The 17,950-nt window shown below is 61.8% G+C and carries 15 protein-coding genes; 12 read left to right on the top strand and 3 right to left on the bottom strand.

The annotated features are described in order from the left end of the window. Positions 1-49: 49 nt before the first annotated feature. Complete coding sequence (locus DK870_RS26725; RefSeq protein WP_161550187.1) at positions 50-1,000, bottom strand: FecR family protein; 951 nt, start codon at positions 998-1,000, stop codon at positions 50-52. A gap of 26 nt (positions 1,001-1,026) precedes the next feature. Further along, positions 1,027-1,527: a sigma-70 family RNA polymerase sigma factor gene (locus tag DK870_RS26730; RefSeq protein ID WP_161550207.1), complete on the bottom strand. Its 501-nt coding sequence runs from the start codon at positions 1,525-1,527 to the stop codon at positions 1,027-1,029. A 179-nt stretch (positions 1,528-1,706) separates the two neighbouring features. On the opposite strand from DK870_RS26730, the gene DK870_RS26735 reads away from it, so the two are divergent. From DK870_RS26735 to DK870_RS26750, 4 genes are all read left to right on the top strand, one after another. Further along, the gene (locus tag DK870_RS26735; protein WP_161550188.1) at positions 1,707-2,837 is read left to right on the top strand and encodes an NAD(P)/FAD-dependent oxidoreductase; all 1,131 of its coding nucleotides are present in this window, start codon (positions 1,707-1,709) and stop codon (positions 2,835-2,837) included. A gap of 90 nt (positions 2,838-2,927) precedes the next feature. Next, complete coding sequence (locus DK870_RS26740; protein ID WP_161550189.1) at positions 2,928-3,728, top strand: glucose 1-dehydrogenase; 801 nt, start codon at positions 2,928-2,930, stop codon at positions 3,726-3,728. Continuing rightward, positions 3,721-5,547 (top strand): glycoside hydrolase family 15 protein, encoded by a 1,827-nt coding sequence (locus DK870_RS26745; RefSeq protein WP_161550190.1) that lies wholly within the window; start codon positions 3,721-3,723, stop codon positions 5,545-5,547. Before DK870_RS26740 ends, DK870_RS26745 begins: the two co-directional genes overlap by 8 nt. Positions 5,548-5,596: 49 nt before the next feature. Continuing rightward, positions 5,597-6,523: an alpha/beta fold hydrolase gene (locus DK870_RS26750; RefSeq protein ID WP_161550191.1), complete on the top strand. Its 927-nt coding sequence runs from the start codon at positions 5,597-5,599 to the stop codon at positions 6,521-6,523. Here the strand turns inward: DK870_RS26750 and DK870_RS26755 are convergent. After that, on the bottom strand, positions 6,493-7,461 hold the full coding sequence (locus DK870_RS26755) for a GlxA family transcriptional regulator (protein ID WP_161550192.1): 969 nt from the start codon (positions 7,459-7,461) through the stop codon (positions 6,493-6,495). The two genes, DK870_RS26750 and DK870_RS26755, sit on opposite strands and share 31 nt — an antisense overlap. A 90-nt stretch (positions 7,462-7,551) precedes the next feature. Between DK870_RS26755 and inhA the strand changes: the two genes are divergently transcribed. The 8 genes from inhA (at position 7,552) to DK870_RS26795 (ending at position 17,944) form a co-directional block, all read left to right on the top strand. Continuing rightward, positions 7,552-8,232, top strand: a complete 681-nt coding sequence (gene inhA / locus DK870_RS26760) for an isonitrile hydratase (protein ID WP_161550193.1) — start codon at positions 7,552-7,554, stop codon at positions 8,230-8,232. A gap of 580 nt (positions 8,233-8,812) precedes the next feature. Then, positions 8,813-10,252, top strand: a complete 1,440-nt coding sequence (locus tag DK870_RS26765; RefSeq protein ID WP_060752370.1) for an undecaprenyl-phosphate glucose phosphotransferase — start codon at positions 8,813-8,815, stop codon at positions 10,250-10,252. Then, positions 10,252-11,712: a mannose-1-phosphate guanylyltransferase/mannose-6-phosphate isomerase gene (locus DK870_RS26770; RefSeq protein ID WP_161550194.1), complete on the top strand. Its 1,461-nt coding sequence runs from the start codon at positions 10,252-10,254 to the stop codon at positions 11,710-11,712. The genes DK870_RS26765 and DK870_RS26770 overlap by 1 nt, the downstream gene beginning before the upstream one ends. 1 nt (position 11,713) lies before the next feature. Then, positions 11,714-12,625: a glycosyltransferase family 2 protein gene (locus tag DK870_RS26775; protein ID WP_104993225.1), complete on the top strand. Its 912-nt coding sequence runs from the start codon at positions 11,714-11,716 to the stop codon at positions 12,623-12,625. A gap of 28 nt (positions 12,626-12,653) precedes the next feature. Then, the gene (locus DK870_RS26780) at positions 12,654-13,430 is read left to right on the top strand and encodes a polysaccharide biosynthesis/export family protein (protein WP_090372180.1); all 777 of its coding nucleotides are present in this window, start codon (positions 12,654-12,656) and stop codon (positions 13,428-13,430) included. A gap of 14 nt (positions 13,431-13,444) precedes the next feature. Further along, the gene (locus tag DK870_RS26785) at positions 13,445-15,436 is read left to right on the top strand and encodes an exopolysaccharide transport family protein (protein ID WP_161550195.1); all 1,992 of its coding nucleotides are present in this window, start codon (positions 13,445-13,447) and stop codon (positions 15,434-15,436) included. Continuing rightward, positions 15,436-16,626, top strand: a complete 1,191-nt coding sequence (locus tag DK870_RS26790; protein ID WP_161550196.1) for a glycosyltransferase — start codon at positions 15,436-15,438, stop codon at positions 16,624-16,626. The genes DK870_RS26785 and DK870_RS26790 overlap by 1 nt, the downstream gene beginning before the upstream one ends. Continuing rightward, positions 16,616-17,944: a cellulase family glycosylhydrolase gene (locus DK870_RS26795; protein WP_161550197.1), complete on the top strand. Its 1,329-nt coding sequence runs from the start codon at positions 16,616-16,618 to the stop codon at positions 17,942-17,944. Before DK870_RS26790 ends, DK870_RS26795 begins: the two co-directional genes overlap by 11 nt. Positions 17,945-17,950 lie beyond the last annotated feature (6 nt).

Below are 17,950 nucleotides of genomic sequence, written 5' to 3' on the forward strand. Positions count from 1 at the left end.
CCAGTTGCAGTTGCAGGAGAAGACGAAGAACTCGAAAAAAACCTGAATGTCAGCGTGAAATAATTTCCTGGCTGCCGTCCGGCAAAGCGCGCACCGCCACCGGCAATATGTGCGGCAAGGCTTTGAGCAAGGCATCGGTATCGCTGGACTTGAACACGCTGGTCAAGCGCAGGTTACCCACCGCAGTCGAGCTGACCCGCAACGGCCGCTCGCGGTAACGCGATACCTCGCGCGCCACATCGCCCAGTGTGGCGTTGTTGAACACCAGCTTCCCGCTGCGCCAGGCCGTCAGTTCATCGGCATTCACAGCGTAGGCAGTGGCGACTTGCCCTTGGGCATCGACATGAGTGGCGCGGCCCGCCGTCAGCGTCACGAGTTGATCCGACGCACGCCCTGTGACGTTGACCGTACCGGCCTCGACCACCACACGGGTTTGGTCATCATCTCGGCGCACATCGAAACGCGTACCGGTGACTGTCACCTGCCCTGCCCCGGCGGCCACCACAAACGGACGGCGGGTGTCATGCTCCACGCTGAACATCGCTTCGCCCTGCTTCAACTCCACTGCGCGGCGGCCCTTTTCATAATGCACCGCAACCACGCTGCGGCTGTTCAGGTCCATTATCGAACCATCGGGCAAGGCGACCTGGCGATGCTCGCCTACACGCGTGCTGAACTCGGCGCTGTAAGGCTTTGGATGATCGAGCCCGCTGAACAGGCCCAACCCCAAGGCGACCGCCACCACACTCGCGGCCACCGCATAACGCCAGGCAGCGTGCCCTTTGGGCCGCGCCACCGGGGCGTCACACAGCGCCTGCAAACGCGCCTTGGGTAACAGGTCCGCAGCGCTCCACACCCCTTGCAACACATCGAATTCGTATTGGTGCTCGGGCCGCTGTGCTCGCCATGCATCGAAACGTTGACGCTCTTCGTGGCTCAGCCCGGCGTCCTGCAAGCGTACAAACCATTGCGCGGCCTCGTCGCGAGCACGGCTATCCATCGTTGAAGGTCCTGTTTCAAAACGAGTCATGGGGCCAACGCATCCAGGCGATCACGCAGATGCCGCAGGGTGCGGATCATATACTTTTCCACCATGTTTTTAGACAAACCCAGGCGATCGGCGATTTCCTGCTGGGTCAGGCCTTCGATTTTCTGCCAGATGAAAATCTTGCGACAGTTGAGCGGCAGCTCGGCCAAGGCCCGCTCGACGGACTCCGCCAGCTGGATGGCATGCATGTAATTCTCCGGATCGCCCTGATGAGGCGAAGGCTGGTCAAAGGCATCCAGGACCATAGCCTCCCGGCGGTCTTCCCGGCGATACGCGTCCACCGCGATATTGCGCGCCGTTTGATGCAGATAGGCACGCGGCTGCTCAACCTCGGCGGAACTCGACTCGAGCACGCGCACGAAGGTGTCGTGGGCCAGGTCTTCGGCATGCTGACGGTTTCTCAGGCGACGTGTCCAAGTGCCGACCAATTCTTCGTAGTGCTCGAAAAAGCCTGTTCTGCGGGGCGGCTGGGGAATCATCGCGTGAGCACTGGGAAGACGGGGGTGTAAATAGTAATGTTTCCCATTAAACAGGGCAAATGGCTTGCTTCGGCCAGTGGTGGCTTTCAGAAAAAACGACAAAAATGGCATGTTCGTCCTTTTCTGTAATCTCTTGGGTCTAATTTTTCGAAAGAAACCGCACATTCAATAGGTCCACTATGCACATCCCCGTCACCATCATCGGCGCAGGCCTGGGCGGTCTCACTTTGGCCCGTGTCCTGCACATCCACGGCATCACCGCCACCGTCTATGAAGCTGAGCCATCGGCAAACGCTCGCGCGCAAGGCGGGATGCTCGACATCCACGACTACAACGGCCAACTGGCCTTGCAGGCTGCGGGTTTGGCTGACGATTTCCGCGCCCTGATCCTGGAGGGGCACGAGGCGACTCGCGTACTTGATTACACAGGCACAATTCTGTTCGACCAACCCGACGACGGCAGCGGCGGTCGCCCAGAGGTCATGCGCGGCGAGCTGCGCAAGATGCTTCTCCACTCACTTGCGGCCGGTACCGTGCGTTGGGGCCACAAGGTCAATAGCGTGCGTCCCCTCGGCGAAGGCCGGCATGAGGTGACATTCGCCGACGGCTCTCACATTGTCACCAACCTGCTGATAGGTGCGGACGGTGCCTGGTCAAAGGTCAGGCCGCTGCTCAGCAAGGCTATCCCCGAGTACATGGGCCGCTCGCTCATTGAAACCTACCTCTATGACTGCGACGCCCGGCATCCCGCCACAGCCAACGCGGTCGGTGCCGGTGCGCTGTTCGCACTTCAACCAGGAAAAGGGATCCAGGCACACCGCGAGCCTGACGCCACGCTTCACACCTACATAATGCTCACCAAACCGCAAAGCTGGTTTGCCGCCATCGACTTCACCGACCGAGCAGGCGCGGCCGCGCGGATCGCACAGGAGTTTGCAGGCTGGTGCCCTGCCCTCACTGCACTGATCACAGAAAGCGATACCGAATGGGTATGGCGCCCGCTTTTTAGTCTGCCGATTGAGCACCGTTGGAATCGAGTGCCTGGAGTCACACTGATTGGCGATGCCGCACACCTTGCGGCCCCGAATGGCGAAGGCGCCAACCTGGCCTTATACGACGGGGCCGAACTCGGCAAAGCTATTGCTTCACACCCTGATGACGTCGAAACAGCCCTGCATGAATACGAACAGGCCATGTTCCAGCGCAGCGCACAAGCGGCGGCTGAAAGCAATGAACTGCACGAGTTGATCTTTGGTAACGAAACACCGCATAGCCTGGTCAGCCTGTTTGAGTCACCCCGGGCTTCGTAGACGCTGCGAGCGCTTTCTTCTCCTGGAAGCTGAACTTGTACGCCGCAGAGCCTGTCCTCAAAAAGGACTCTCTTCGAACGTGGGTGCGCAATGCAGATTTCCTTGCAGCAACAAGTGGCGCTGGTCACCGGCGCCAGTTCCGGCATCGGCGCAGGAGCGGCCAAGGCGCTGGCTGAGGCCGGCGCGGCGGTGGTGCTCAACTACAACTCCCAGGCCGCGCCCGCTGAAGCCTTGGCGGCGCAGATCAACGCCAACGGCGGCCGAGCGATTGCCCTCGCTGGCGACGTGTCCAAGGAGGCCGACGTCGAACGCCTGTTCGCCCAGACCCTCGACGCCTTCGGCCACCTCGACATTCTGGTGGCGAACTCCGGCCTGCAAAAAGACGCCAACCTGGTGGACATGAGCCTCGACGACTGGAACACCGTGATCGGCGTCAACCTCACCGGCCAGTTCCTGTGCGCGCGTGCGGCCGTGCGTATTTTCAATCGCCAGGGCGTGCGTGAGGGCGTGTCGCGAGCCGCCGGTAAAATCATCCACATGAGCTCGGTGCATCAGGTCATTCCGTGGGCCGGCCATGTGAATTACGCGGCGTCCAAGGGCGGCGTCGAGATGCTGATGCGCACCCTCGCCCAGGAAGTCAGTGAGCAACGCATCCGCATCAATGGAATCGCGCCGGGGGCGATTCGTACGGCGATCAATCGTGCGGCCACCGAAGGCGCGGCCGAGAAAGAATTGCTCAAGCTGATTCCCTACGGTCGGGTCGGCGACGTGGAAGATGTAGCCAACGCGGTGGTCTGGCTGGCCAGTGATGCGTCGGACTATGTGGTGGGCAGCACCCTGTTCATCGATGGCGGCATGAGCCTTTATCCGGAGTTCCGTGGCAATGGTTGATTTCCAGAACGAACCTCAAAGTGCGATCGATGCCCACGGCATCATTGGCGATATGCGCAGCGCCGCCTTGATCAACGACCAGGGCAGCATCGATTTTTTCTGCTGGCCGGAGTTCGACAGCCCATCGATCTTCTGCGCGCTGCTGGGTACGCCTGAAGCGGGTGTTTTCCAGCTCGCCCCCGACTTGCCCAACGCCCGCCGCGAACAGATCTACCTGCCCGACACCAATGTGCTGCAAACCCGCTGGCTGAGCGACGAAGCCGTGGTGGAAATCACCGATCTGTTGACCGTCAGTGAAGAGGTCGACTACTTGCCGCTGCTGATTCGCCGGGTGCGGGTGGTCAGCGGCACGGCGACGATTCACCTGCGCTGCGCCGTGCGCCATGACTATGCCCGGGCACCGACACGCGCCCGCGCCGAAGCGGGCGGCGTGCTGTTCGCTGCCGACGGCCAGCCCGACCTGCGCCTGGTCGGCAGCCACCCATTGACTCTCGAAGAGGATTCGGCGGTCGCCCGATTCAGCCTCAGTCAGGAACAAGGCGCCGAATTCGTGCTGGGCGGCGCAGACGATCCACGCGTGACCAACGGCTGTACCGACCTGTACCTGGAACGCACCTTGAAGTTCTGGCGCGGCTGGATTGCCCAATCCAACTACCGCGGGCGCTGGCGCGAAATGGTCAATCGCTCGGCCCTGGCGTTGAAACTGCTGACCTCGCGCAAACACGGCGCAATCATCGCCGCCGCCACCTTCGGCCTGCCGGAAACCCCGGGCGGCGAACGTAACTGGGATTATCGCTACACCTGGATCCGGGATGCCTCGTTCACCGTCTACGCCTTTATGCGCCTGGGCTTCGTCGAGGAGGCCAACGCCTACATGCGCTGGCTCAAGGGCCGGGTCAGTGATTGCTGCAGCCAACCGACCAAAATCAATATCCTCTATGGCATTGACGGGCGCCAGGAGTTGCCCGAGGTCGAACTGGACCACCTCAGTGGCCATGGGGGCGCCAGGCCGGTACGGGTCGGCAACGAAGCGTTCGATCAGATCCAGCTGGATATCTACGGCGAGTTGATGGATGCGGTGTATCTGGTCAACAAATACGGTGAAGCCATTTCCCACGAAGGTTGGAAACACACGGTGGAAGTCGTCGATCAGGTCTGTGAGATCTGGAACCAGAAGGATGTCGGCATCTGGGAGATGCGCGGTGAGCAACATCACTTTCTGCATTCACGACTGATGTGCTGGGTCGCCCTGGACCGCGCGATCCGCCTGGCCTCCAAACGCTCGCTGCCCGCCCCCTTCGCACGCTGGGACCAGACCCGCCAGGCAATCTACGCCGATATCTGGAGTAACTTCTGGAACGAAGAACGCGGGCATTTTGTGCAGCACATCGGCAGCACGGCGCTGGACGGTTCGATGCTGTTGATGCCGCTGGTGCGCTTTGTCGCCGCCACCGACCCGCGTTGGTTGTCGACCCTGGAAGCGATCCAGAAAAGCCTGGTCCGCGACGGCATGGTGTACCGCTATCGCAACGACGACAGCCAGATCGACGGCCTGCAAGGGACCGAAGGCGCGTTTGTGGCGTGCTCGTTCTGGTATGTCGAATGTTTGGCTCGCGCAGGGCAAGTGGAAAAGGCCCACCTGGAGTTCGAACAATTGCTGCGCTACGCCAACCCGTTGGGCTTGTATGCCGAGGAGTTCGACGGCCAGGCCCGGCATTTGGGTAACACGCCGCAAGCATTGAGCCATTTGGCGCTGATCAGTGCGGCGACGTTTCTGGATCGTAAGCTCAGCGGGGTGAAAACCGTCTGGCAGCCCTGATGTTTCGTCTAGAGTCTGAAAACCTTCGGCCCACTCATCGGAACCCACCATGACCTCGACCGCTGCGCTGTTCTATGTCCGTACGTCCATGCTTGATGTGGCCTATGAAGCCCAGGGCCCGCTTGATGGCGAGCCCGTGATCCTGCTGCATGGCTTCCCCTATGATCCTCGCGGCTACGATGAGATTGCGCCGGTATTGGCCGAGCGCGGCTATCGGGTGCTGGTGCCCTACCTGCGCGGTTATGGTCCGACGCGGTTTATCCACGATCAGGTGATGCGCTCCGGGCAGCAGGCGGCGCTGGCCAAGGATCTGCTGGACTTCATGGATGCATTGTCTATCCCGCGAGCGTCATTAGCCGGTTACGACTGGGGCGGGCGAGCAGCGTGTATCGTCGCGGCGCTGTGGCCCGAACGCGTGCGCGGGCTGGTGACGGGGGATGGCTACAACATCCAGGACATCGCCCGCTCGCCTACGCCGCGTGCGCCGCAGACGGAGCATCGGCTGTGGTACCAGTACTATTTTCATACCCCACGTGGCGTGGAGGGGCTGACGGCCAATCGCCGCGAGCTGTGCGAACTGCTGTGGCGGCTGTGGTCACCGACTTGGGCCGAGGGTCCGGGCCTCTACGGCCAGACCGCGCCATCGTTTGATAACCCGGACTTTGTCGAGGTGGTGATTCATTCCTACCGCCACCGTTTCATGTACGCACCCGGCGATCCGGCGCTGGAAACCATCGAGCAGGCGCTGGCGCTGCAACCACCGATTTCGGTGCCGAGTATTTCGCTGTGCGGTGCCGATGATGGTGTGGGGCCTCCCGCGGTGGACGATGACGATGTGGCGCACTTCAGCGGTTTTTACCGGCGTGAAGTCTTGCCCGGCGTGGGCCACAACATCCCACAGGAAGCGCCGCAGGCGACCCTGGCGGCGTTGCTGGAATTGCTCGCTTACGACACCGGTGAAAAGCGTTCACGGTAAGCCTGGGGCGTCACCGCCAGCGCCCGTAAAAAGCTGCGACGCAGGGTTTCTTCACAACCGAACCCGCATTGCACAGCGATGCGTTTGATCGGCAGCGTGCTGTCGGCCAACTGCCGGCGAGCGGCTTCCACACGGATCAGTTCGACCGCTCGCGCCGGGGTCTGGCCGGTTTCAGCACGGTAGTGGCGGACAAAGCTGCGTTCACTCATGCACGCCTTGGCGGCCAGGGTTGAGAGGTTGAGGTCCAGGTTCAGGTTGTCCGCGATCCAGGCGTGCAACTCGGCAAAACGACTATCGCCTCTTTGCAAGGACAGCGCCACGCTGAACTGCGATTGCCCACCCGGACGCTTGAGGAAAACCACCAGATGCCGCGCGACCTCCATGGCAACGGCGCGCCCCAGGTCCTCCTCCACCAGCGCCAGGCACAGGTCGATACCGGCGGTCACACCGGCAGAGGTCCATACCGAGCCCTGCTGGATGAAAATCGGATTGGACTCCACCGTCAGCGCAGGAAACTTGCGCGCCAGCTCTTCGCAGCGGGTCCAGTGGGTGGCCACGCGGCGGCCGTCGAGCACGCCACTGGCGGCCAGCAGGAAAGCCCCGGTACACACCGAGGCCATGCGTCGGGTGTGTCGGGCTTTTTCGCGTACCCAGTCGACCAGCACCGGATCCTCGGCAGCCCCGTAAACGCCCCAGCCACCGGCGATCACCAGGGTATCGACGGGCGTGTCGGCCGGTGGCAGCGGTTCGGCCACCAGCGCCAGGCCGGCGGAGGTCGTGACCGGCGCGGCCTGGGCAGCGATCACCGACACCGCGTAGGGCAACGGTAGCCCGCGCTGCCGGGCAAGGTCGTTGGTCGAGGCGAACACCTGCAACGGCCCGGTGACATCGAGCACCTGTGCATTTTCGAAAGCGAGGACGTGGATGATTCTGGGCATGATTGGCGTGATCTGTGGGCTCAATGGCGTATGCGCCAAAGCCTAGGCCTCTAGAGTGAAGCCGTCCACCCCTCTTCTGGAGCTTTATCCATGACTTTGCAGATCGGCTTTCTGTTGTTCCCCGGCGTCCAGCAACTGGACCTGACCGGCCCCTACGACGTGTTGGGTGCACTGCCGGATGTGCAACTGCACCTTGTGTGGAAAGACCTGGCGCCGGTCACCTCCAGCACCGGCATGGTCTTCACACCGACCATGAGCTATGCCGATTGTCCGCGCCTGGATGTGATTTGCGTGCCCGGTGGCACCGGCGTGGGCGCATTGATGGAAGACCCACAGACCCTGGATTTTCTCAAGGAGCAGGCCCACACGGCGCGCTATGTGACATCAGTGTGCACCGGCTCCCTGGTGCTCGGTGCGGCGGGTCTGCTGCGCGGTCGCAAGGCCACCACCCATTGGGCCTATCACCACCTGCTTGCGCCGCTGGGTGCAATCCCGGTGCAGGCACGTGTAGTGCGTGACGGCAACTTGTTCACCGGGGGCGGCATCACCGCCGGGATCGACTTTGCCCTGACCCTGGCTGCGGAGTTGTACGGCGAGGACGTCGCCCAGTTGGTCCAGCTGCAGATTGAATACGCGCCGGCGCCGCCGTTCGACGCCGGCAGCCCGGACACCGCGCCCGAGGCAGTGCTGGAAGAAGCCCGAAAACGCACGGCGGAACCGCGTCGGGTGCGGGGTGAAATTGTCGCCCGGGCAGCCGCACGGTTGCGCTGACAGGGGTGCTCAGGCCGGACGTGACATCACCGCTAAGGCGCGCGGCCAACAGCATCAGCACCGTCGCCAGGCCCCATTGCTGGAGCCTGGCGCTTTAGTCGGCAGCAGCAAAAAAGCGACTGATATCGCGCCAACAAGAGACATTTTTTCCGATAAGCGATGCCGATAGAACACTCAACGCGCTCCGCCCCACTTCCCCCTGCCCCCTTTTCCTACCTCTAGTTAGAAAAAGGTTTCCGATTTGTACAGGAAAACTCCCACATTTGTTTCTACACTCCAAATCACACCCGACATCAGACGGAATCGGACAAGGAGCGCCAATAAAATGACAGATAAAAATTATTTAGAATGCCTAACTTTTGAAAAATGCAAAATGGTCAAGTTATTGACTAATGCTCAAAAATAAAACATCCTTCAGCGACTGCCCCCACCGATCTCCTTCATTTGGCTGGCTCCACGTGAATGGAATGGTTGCGTTTGACACAGAGTAGCCGTCGTTCGACTTGCCCCTGATAGCAGCTCGCTGCCTATCGGACCAACTCTCGAACATTGAGCTTGGAGTGCGATGAGGGATGTTTTTATGCGCGAGAAGTCATCGGTCGACAGCCTGTTTTTGACCCGTGCCGGTTTTGTTGAGTTTTTTGTTGTTTTCGTCAAATTGGTTCATGGCCTGACTGCGATCTTGCCGCCTCTGGTCCTGGTATTGTTCCTCGACCCGATGGCCCATGAATTGCGTTCCCACTTCCTCGGCCTGCTGCTGTTTTTTGCGGTGCTGACCATCATTCTGTTTCAGGCCCTGGGTATTTATTCCGAGGAGCTTTTCAGTAATCGCCTGCGCCTGCGCAGCAACATCGTGGCGTGGTCTGCGGCTTTCTGCATCTTGCTGTTCATGTATCAGATCCTGCAGTTCTTCCCGCAACTGACCCCACGCAACCTGGTGGTCTGGTACATCGCCAGCCTCGGTTTGTTCTGTGTGGAGCGTTTGGGGGTGCTGCGCCTGTATCGCAACCTGATGCGCAAGGGCAAATACCTGCAACGCACGGTGATCCTGGGCTTCACCGACACCGCCGTACATGTGGCCGACCACCTGCAACGCAACGGCGATATCCGCTCCGGCCTTATAGGCTTTATCGACGATCGCACCGAGCGCATTCCCAAGGAACTCAGCAGACTGCCGTTGCTGGGCAACACCCGCGACCTGGAAAAACTGATCCGCGCCGAACAGGTCAACCAAGTGATGATCTGCCTGCCCTGGGCCGCCGAGCAACGTATCCACGGGCTGGTCAATCGCCTGCGGCAGATGTCGGTGAATGTGATGCTGGTGCCTGACATGGCCGCCCTGCGCTACGGCCACAGCCGCATCACCGACGTCGGCGGTATCCTGATGTTCAACACCTCGCAATTGCCGCTGCGCGGGTGGTCACCGTTTATCAAGCGCTGTGAAGACTTGCTGCTGGCCAGCCTGGCACTGGTGGTGTTTTCGCCGGTGATGCTGGTGACGGCCATTGCGATCAAGCTCGACTCCAAAGGCCCGGTGCTGTTCCGTCAGAACCGCTATGGCTACAACGACAACGAGATTCGCGTGTTCAAGTTCCGCTCGATGTTTACCGAACAGAGCGACTTCACCGCCGAACAGCAGACCACCCGCGAAGACCCACGCATCACCCGCGTTGGCCGCATCATCCGCAAAACCAGCATCGACGAGCTGCCGCAACTGTTCAATGTGCTGCTGGGCAATATGTCCATGGTCGGCCCGCGCCCACATGCCACGGCGACTAAAGCGGCGGGCATTCCGTTTGAAGTGGCGGTGAGCGAATACAGCTCAAGGCATCGGGTCAAGCCGGGCATCACCGGCTGGGCGCAGATCAATGGCTACCGGGGTGAAACCGATACCCTGGTCAAAATCCAGAAGCGTGTCGAATACGACCTGGAGTACATCTCCAAGTGGTCGGTGTGGTTTGACTTGTACATCGTTTGCATGACGATCCCGGCCGTCCTCTCCACCAAGGAAGTGTATTGATGAATACCCTCAACGGATTAATTCCCTGCATTATCTCCGGTGGTTCAGGCACACGGCTGTGGCCGGTGTCGCGGCAGAACATGCCCAAGCCCTTCATGCGCATGCGTGATGGCCAGAGCCTGTTGCAAAAGACTTTCCAGCGCGCCGCCAAACTGCCCGGCGTGGAAAGCGTGCTCACGGTGACCAACCGCGACCTGCTGTTCCGTACCCTGGATGACTACCGTGGGGTCAACAAGGCCCACCTGCCCCTGGACCTGCTGCTGGAACCATTCGGCCGCAACACGGCGGCGGCCATCGCCGTTGCCGCGTTGCATGTGCAGGAACACTTCGGCGGCGACGCGCAATTGCTGGTGATGCCCGCCGACCATTTGATCTTGAATGAAGTCGCGTTCGCCCAGGCCGTGATCCAGGCCCGCGACCTGGCCGAAGCCGGCTACCTGGTGACCTTCGGCATTCAGCCCGACCACCCGGAAACCGGCTTCGGCTACATCGAAAAAGGCGAAGCCTTGAGCACCGGCAACCGGGTCAAACGCTTTGTCGAAAAACCTGACCTGGCCACCGCCCAAGGCTATCTCGACGGCGGCAAGCACCTGTGGAACGCCGGTATGTTCTGCTTCAAGGCCAGCACCCTGGTGGATGAGCTGGCGACCCACGCCCCCGACGTACTGGCGGCCGCAAAAGCGGCGCTGGAGCACAGCCAGCACCTGCAGAACAAAACCTCGCGCCAGCGTGAACTGGACGCTGAAGCGTTCGGCAGCGCACCGGATATTTCCATCGACGTGGCCTTGATGGAAAAGTCCAGCCAAGTGGCCGTGGTGCCCTGCGACATCGGGTGGAGCGACATCGGTTCCTGGGAAGCCCTGCGGCAGCTCACCCCGAGTGATGCCCATGGCAACCAGGTCAACGGCGAAGCAATCCTGCATGACGTGCACAACTGCTATATCGACTCGCCCAAGCGCGTGCTCGGCGCCGTGGGCGTGAAAGACCTGATCATCGTCGACACCCCCGATGCCCTGCTGATCGCCGATGCCCACCGCAGCCAGGACGTGCGCTACATCGTGGCCGAACTCAAGCGCCAGAACCACCCGGCGTTCAGCCTGCACCGCACGGTCACCCGGCCCTGGGGCACCTACACCGTGCTGGAGGAAAGCAGCCGGTTCAAGATCAAGCGCATCGTGGTCAAGCCGCAAGCATCGTTGTCGTTGCAGATGCACCACCATCGCAGCGAACACTGGGTGGTGGTCAGCGGCGCCGCACAGATCACCAATGGCGACCGTGAATTCCTGATCAACGCCAACGAGTCCACCTATATCCCGGCCGGGCACAAACACCGCCTGACCAACCCCGGCATCATCGACCTGGTGATGATCGAAGTGCAGAGCGGCGAGTACCTGGGCGAAGACGACATCGTGCGCTTCGACGACATCTATGGGCGTGCCCCGGCCGAGGTGAAAAAGTGACATGCGGACCTCGTTGATCATCCCGACCCGCAACGCCTCCAGCCACCTGGCACGACTGCTGCCGGCGCTGAAAATGCAGACGCTGCAACCGGACGACATGCTGGTGGTCGACAGCGCCTCCAGCGACGACACCGTGGCGCGGTTTCGCGAATTCGGCGCGCGGGTCGAGGTCATCGACGCGCGGGACTTCAACCATGGCGGCACCCGGCGCTGGGCCAGCGAGCAAGTGGACGGCGATGCGTTGATCGTGATGACCCAGGACGCAATCCCGGCAACCCCCGAGACCTTCGCCAACCTGTTGCGCGAATTGCAGGAAGACCCGCTCAACGGCGTTGCGTATGGCCGCCAACTGCCGCACCCGGACGCCGGGGTACTGGGCGCGCAATCGCGGCACTTCAACTACCCGGACCAGAGCCGCAGCAAGAGCCTGGCCGATGCTCCGCAGCTGGGGATCAAGACCTGCTTCAGCTCCGATTCGTTTTCTGTGTACCGACGCAGCGCATTGCAGGCCGTCGGCGGTTTTCCCGCCGACGTGATCGGCAGCGAAGACGCCTATGTGGCCGCACGCATGCTGCTTGAGGGCTACAAGGTGCGCTACGCCGCGTCCGCGCAGGTGTATCACTCCCACGATTACCGCCTCATGGATGAGTTCCACCGCTACTTCGACATTGGCGTGTTCTACGGTCGCGAGCCGTGGATACGCGAGGCATTCGGCGATGCCGGCGGAGAAGGTAAACGCTATGTACTGGCGGAGCTCGCAGCATTGCGTGCTGCCGGTGCATTGCATCGCGTACCCGAAGTACTGGTGCGCAGCGCGTTCAAGTTGCTCGGCTATCGGCTGGGCCATCAGGAACGCCGGCTACCCATCGCCCTCAAGCGGCGCATCAGCATGTTCCCCGGTTATTGGAGGTGAGCACATGACCCACAGGAAGTCCCCCTTGATGAAACGAACCTTGCTCGTCCTGGCCATGATGGCATTGGCCGCCTGCAATACGCCCGCACGCATCGTCCCACCGGACGACAAGACGGTCGAGGAAGGCAAACGCGCCCTCGACCAACTGGCCCAACTGCCGCCGGCCGTGGAACGTATCCGCGTCGGCGACCAGTTGCGCATCGTGCGCGATGCCGGAGAAATGCCGACGCTGTCAGCGTTCAACGTCAGCACCATCTATGAGCTGACGCTGTACACGGTGCAGGCCGACGGCAAGATCAACTACCCCTTCCTGGGGCCGATCCAGGTCGCCGGGCGCCAGCCCTCGGAGCTGGCCACCGAGCTGAGCAACAAGCTGGCGCCGGTGTATCGCGAGCCGCGGGTGACGGTGAACATCAACCAGGCACCGGGTAACTCGGTGATCGTCGGCGGCGCGGTGAACAACCCGACGGCAGTGCAAATCGGCACAGCCAACACGCTGGAACAGGCGATTGTCGGCGCCGGCGGGGTGAACCCGTCCGGCAACGCAAGCATGGTCGCGCTGCTGCGCGAAGATGCCCAGGGCGCCTACCGTGCCTACTTCCTGGACTTCAGCCAATACCTCAAAACCGGGCCTAACGGGCGCAAACAAGTGCGCCTGCAACGCGGCGATGTGGTGTTCGTGCCCAAATCCAACGTGGGCGAACGCATCCAAGGGGTGGATACCTACTTGAACCAGTTGATTCCGTTCACCAAGTCGATCGGGGTTGGCTACAACTACACCCGAACCAGCGGCAGCAACAACTAAAGGAGCGACATCCCATGATCGAGATCCGTTCTTTTCGGGATCTTCTGCGCCTGTTCTTCATCTTCAGACATGAGTTCAAGCTGGCGGCCATCGCGGCGCTGGTCATCATGTTACTGGGGGCCTTCCTGCTGCCCGCCAAGTACGAGTCCACCGCACGCCTGCTGGTCAAGCCTGGGCGTGACTCGACCTTGCCGATCGAGATCAGCAACCGCCAGGCGCTGGTGATGCCCAGCACCCAGCGCGACCCGATTGTCGACGAAGAGCGCCTGCTGACCGGCCGCCCGATCGTGCGCGCGGTGGCCGAGCACTACCTGGAAGTGATTGAAAATGCACCGCCGCCGGAAGGTTTCTGGAAGCGCACCAAGTACTACGTCAAGAGCGGCATCGGTGCCGTGTTCGACGGCGTGCGCGTAGTGCTGGAAACCGTCGGTATCGTCGAAAAAACCACCCCGGTGGAACGCCTGGCCGCCAGCCTGGAGAAAAACTTCGAGGTGAGCCACGCCGCGGGGTCCACGGTGATGGATATCAGCTTCAAATGGGGCGACCCGGAAATTGCCCAGATGGTGGTCAAGAACTGGATCGAGACCTACATCAACGAACGCACCCAGGCCCTGGGCCGCAAGAGCCTGTACGCGTTCTACGAGGGCCAGGTCAACACCAGCGCCAACGAGATCAAGAGCTATAAGCAACAGATCCTCACGCACCTCAACGAGATCGGCGCGGCGAGCATTACCGACCGCCTGGAGGACTTGTCCGAGCGCATCAACGTGCTGCGCGGCGAGACCTTCAACACCACCCGCCTGATCGCCTCTTCCGACAGCGCCCTGGAGAGCACTCGCAACCAGCTCAAGACCCAGCCCAAGGAAGTGACCACGGTCCGCCAGATCGCCCTGAACCCGCAGCAGCAGGATTTGCGTCGCCTGCTCAACCAGAAGCTGCTGGAAAAGGCCGATATGATGCGCACCTACACCGACAACGCACCGCCGGTCAAAGCGCTGGACGCCTCGATCCTTGCCATGCAGGCCCAGGTCGCCAGTGAAAGCAACACGGTGCAGAGCTCGGAAAACCGTGCGCCGAACACCCTGGAAATCCACTTGCAGCGCGTGCTGCTGGATGAGTCGAGCAACAACCTGGCGCTGCGTACTCAGTTGGTTCAGCAACAGAAACAACTGGTCAACCTCGAAGCCCAGCGCAAGCAGGCCCTGGAGATTGAGCCGGAGCTGGCGCGCCTTTCCCGCGAGTTGAGCGCCACCGAGCGCAACTACGCGCTGTATGTGGACAACCTGGAAAAGTCGCGCATCGACCGTGAACTGGATAACAGCCAGATCAGCAACATCGCGGTGATCGAAGAAGCCACCCTGAACCCGGGCCGCGTCTTCCCGAAAACCCTGGTGATGCTGATGTTGGCGATCCCGTTTGCCATCGTCGTCGGCCTGTTGGTGATCTACCTGTGCTACCTGCTGGACCAGCGCATTCACGATGGCGGCCTGGTGGAGCGCAAATTCGGCTTGCCGCTGTGGACCACCCTGCCGGAGCTGGACACCAGCACCGCCCAAGGCACCAACGCGTTCAATGCGAGCATTTACCGGCTGTACGGTTTGCTGCAACTGGAGCGCATTGCCGAACAGGGCATGACGCTGGGGCTGACTTCGGCGCGCCACGGTGAAGGCGTGACCTTTGTGGTGGAACAATTGCGCCAATTGCTGCAAGAGAACGGCATCAACGTGCGCGTCGGCGGCGCTGCACCGGCGGCACAGGGAGAAGTGGTTCTGCTGGATGCTTCGGCCCTGCTGGATAACCGCGATGCGTTCGTCACGCTGCGCCGCGCCGACCTGATCGCACTGGTGGTGGAAGCGCAAAAGAGCACGGTGCCGGTGGTGGAACATGCCCTGTCGATCCTCAACACGGCGTTTGGCAAAGTCGACGGCATCATCATCAACCGACGCAAGTTCGAAGTACCGGCCAAGGTGCTGCAAAACATCGCCAAGTACCGGGGGGCGTTCTGATGCGCATCGCCCTACTTGCGCCCTTGCCGCCGGAAAAGAACGGGATCGCCGACTACGCGAACCATTTCAAGACGGCTTTGGAGCAATTGGGGGTGACGGTGGTGACACCGTTGAGCGGCGTGGCAGGCAACAGCGTTGCCATCAGCCAAGCCATCGCCGCGTTCGACTGGCAAGGCGTGGACCTGGTCCATGCCGAGCTGGGCGGTGGGCGATTGGGAGAATTCCTGGCCTTACGCGAGTTGCGCAAGGCGTTCCCCAAGCTGCCGCTGACCGCAACCGTGCATGACCCGGAGCGCATGGTCTGGCGCCGGGAGCGCCTGCCCTTCCCGTTGAACCTGTTGGAACGTTTGCCCAGCCCACTGCCCCAGGCAGCGGTGGTGCTGGCAGACCCGCTGACCTTGAGCGAAGAACGCCGCGTCGCCCAGGACCTGACCCGGCTGGTCACCCTCACCCGCCTGGGCGCCGATTGCCTGAGCGAGCGCATGCGCTTACCTGCGGGCAAAGTGGCCGTGATCAACCACGCCAACCTGGCGATTGCGCCGGCAGCCTTGCCGTCGCTGGACACGCTGCACCTGCTGTATTTCGGTTTTATCTACCGTGGCAAAGGCATTGAAGACTTGTTGCAGGCCCTGGCCGCCGTCTTCAAGCAAGCCCCCCAATTGCATGACCGTGTGCGCCTGACCCTGGCCGGTGGCACTGCCGCCGAAATGGCGTTCGGCGCAGGCGGCAATTACCTGGAGCAGTTGAACAGCCAGATCGCCGACCTCGGCCTGGCGGGCTCCATCGACTGGCGGCTGAACCTGCCGGCCAGCGAGATTGCCCAGACGATCCAGGCGCACCATGTGATGGTGCTGCCGTATCGCGAATCGAAAAAACTCGGCCTGCTGGGCCGCCAGCGCGGCACCAGTGGCGCGCTGTCCTGGGCCGCCGCGTGTGGGCGCGGGGCGATCACTTCGGATGCGCGCGCGTTTGCCGAGGAGGTCGCCAGCGGCAATGGCTTGATCTTTCCCCAAGGCGATGTGGCCGCATTGAGCGAGCAACTGTTGCGCCTGGCGAATACGCCGACACTGGCGCAGGACTGGGCTGAACGCGCCGCGCAAATCGGCCGCGAACGCCTGTGGCCATTGACCGCGCAGAAGTTCAAGGACCTTTTTGAGCAAGCCATTGCAGGAGCACCCTATGGCGCATAAACGGACTTGGTTCGCCTCACTGCTCGTGATCGTCGCGCTCGGCCTGAGCGTTTTTCTGTGGGGGCGCCAAGCCGATGCCGAGAGCCATGTGCTCAAAGGCAACAAAGTGCTGGTGTGGAAGGATTTCCTGGGAGTGAACGCGCAGTTCCTGTGGTTCAGCCCCACGCTGTATCAACAGCAGATCGACAAACTCAAAGCCCTGGGCTTGCAGTGGGTGCGCCTGGACCTGCACTGGGACCAGTTGGAGCCTGCAGAAGGCCAGTACCAGGTTGCGACGCTGGACCAACTGGTCGGCAACCTGCAGACCAACCAGCTCAAATCGGTGTTCTACCTGGTGGGCTCGGCGCCCTTTGCCACCACTGCGCCGCCCGGTGCGCCGTACCAGGACCAGTACCCGCCGAAAAACCCGGATGTATTCGCCAACCGCATGGCGCTCTTGTCCCAGCGCTACCCGAGCGTCGACGCCTGGCAAGTCTGGAACGAGCCCAACTTGCTCGGCTTCTGGCGCCCGGTAGCCGACCCCGCAGGCTATTTCACCCTGTTGGCGGCGACCACCAACGCCTTGCGCACGGTCAACCCGGACAAACCCGTGGTTGCGGCCGGCATGGCCTTCCTCAGCGAAATGCCCAACGGCAAGACCATGCTCAGCGCCCTCAGCGCCCTGGGCGTAAACCGCCTGAATACGGTGGTGTCCTATCACCCCTACAACCAGCTGCCCGAGGGCAATGATCCGGCCAACCTGGACTTTGTCGCCAAGACCCAGGCACTCAACCAGTCCCTGCGCGCAGAGGGCGTGAAAACCCTGTGGAGCACCGAGTGGGGCTGGTCGAATTACCCGGGGCCCAAAGAGGCGCAAGACCTCATCACCCGGCAGCAGCAGGCTGACTACGTGGTACGCCGGGTGGCGCTGATGAGCGCGATGGATTTTGACAAGATCTTCCTGTTCACCCTCAGTGACCTTGACCAGCGGGCCAGCGTGCGCGACCAGTCCTATGGTTTGCTCGACATCAACGCCAACCCCAAGCCGTCCTACACAGCGCTGAAGAACTTCCTCGATGTGAGCGGGCCGCAACTGACGCCCGGCGATCCGCCCACCGCCGACCAGTTACCCGACGGCCTGTTCAGCATCGGCTGGACCCGCGCCGACGGCCATAAGCTGTGGTACTTCTGGTCGGCACAGGGCGGTAACGCACACCTGCCGAACCTGACCAGCGCGACCCTGTACGACCCGCTGCGCGGCACACAAACCCCGGTGAGCGGCACCAATGGGTTGACCGTGCCGGTCAAGTCGAACCTGCAAATTCTGTTATGGGATTGAAGCCCG

Origin of the sequence: Pseudomonas sp. Q1 (assembly GCF_009935975.1) — a bacterium.
GTDB classification, from domain to species: Bacteria; Pseudomonadota; Gammaproteobacteria; order Pseudomonadales; family Pseudomonadaceae; genus Aquipseudomonas; species Aquipseudomonas palleroniana.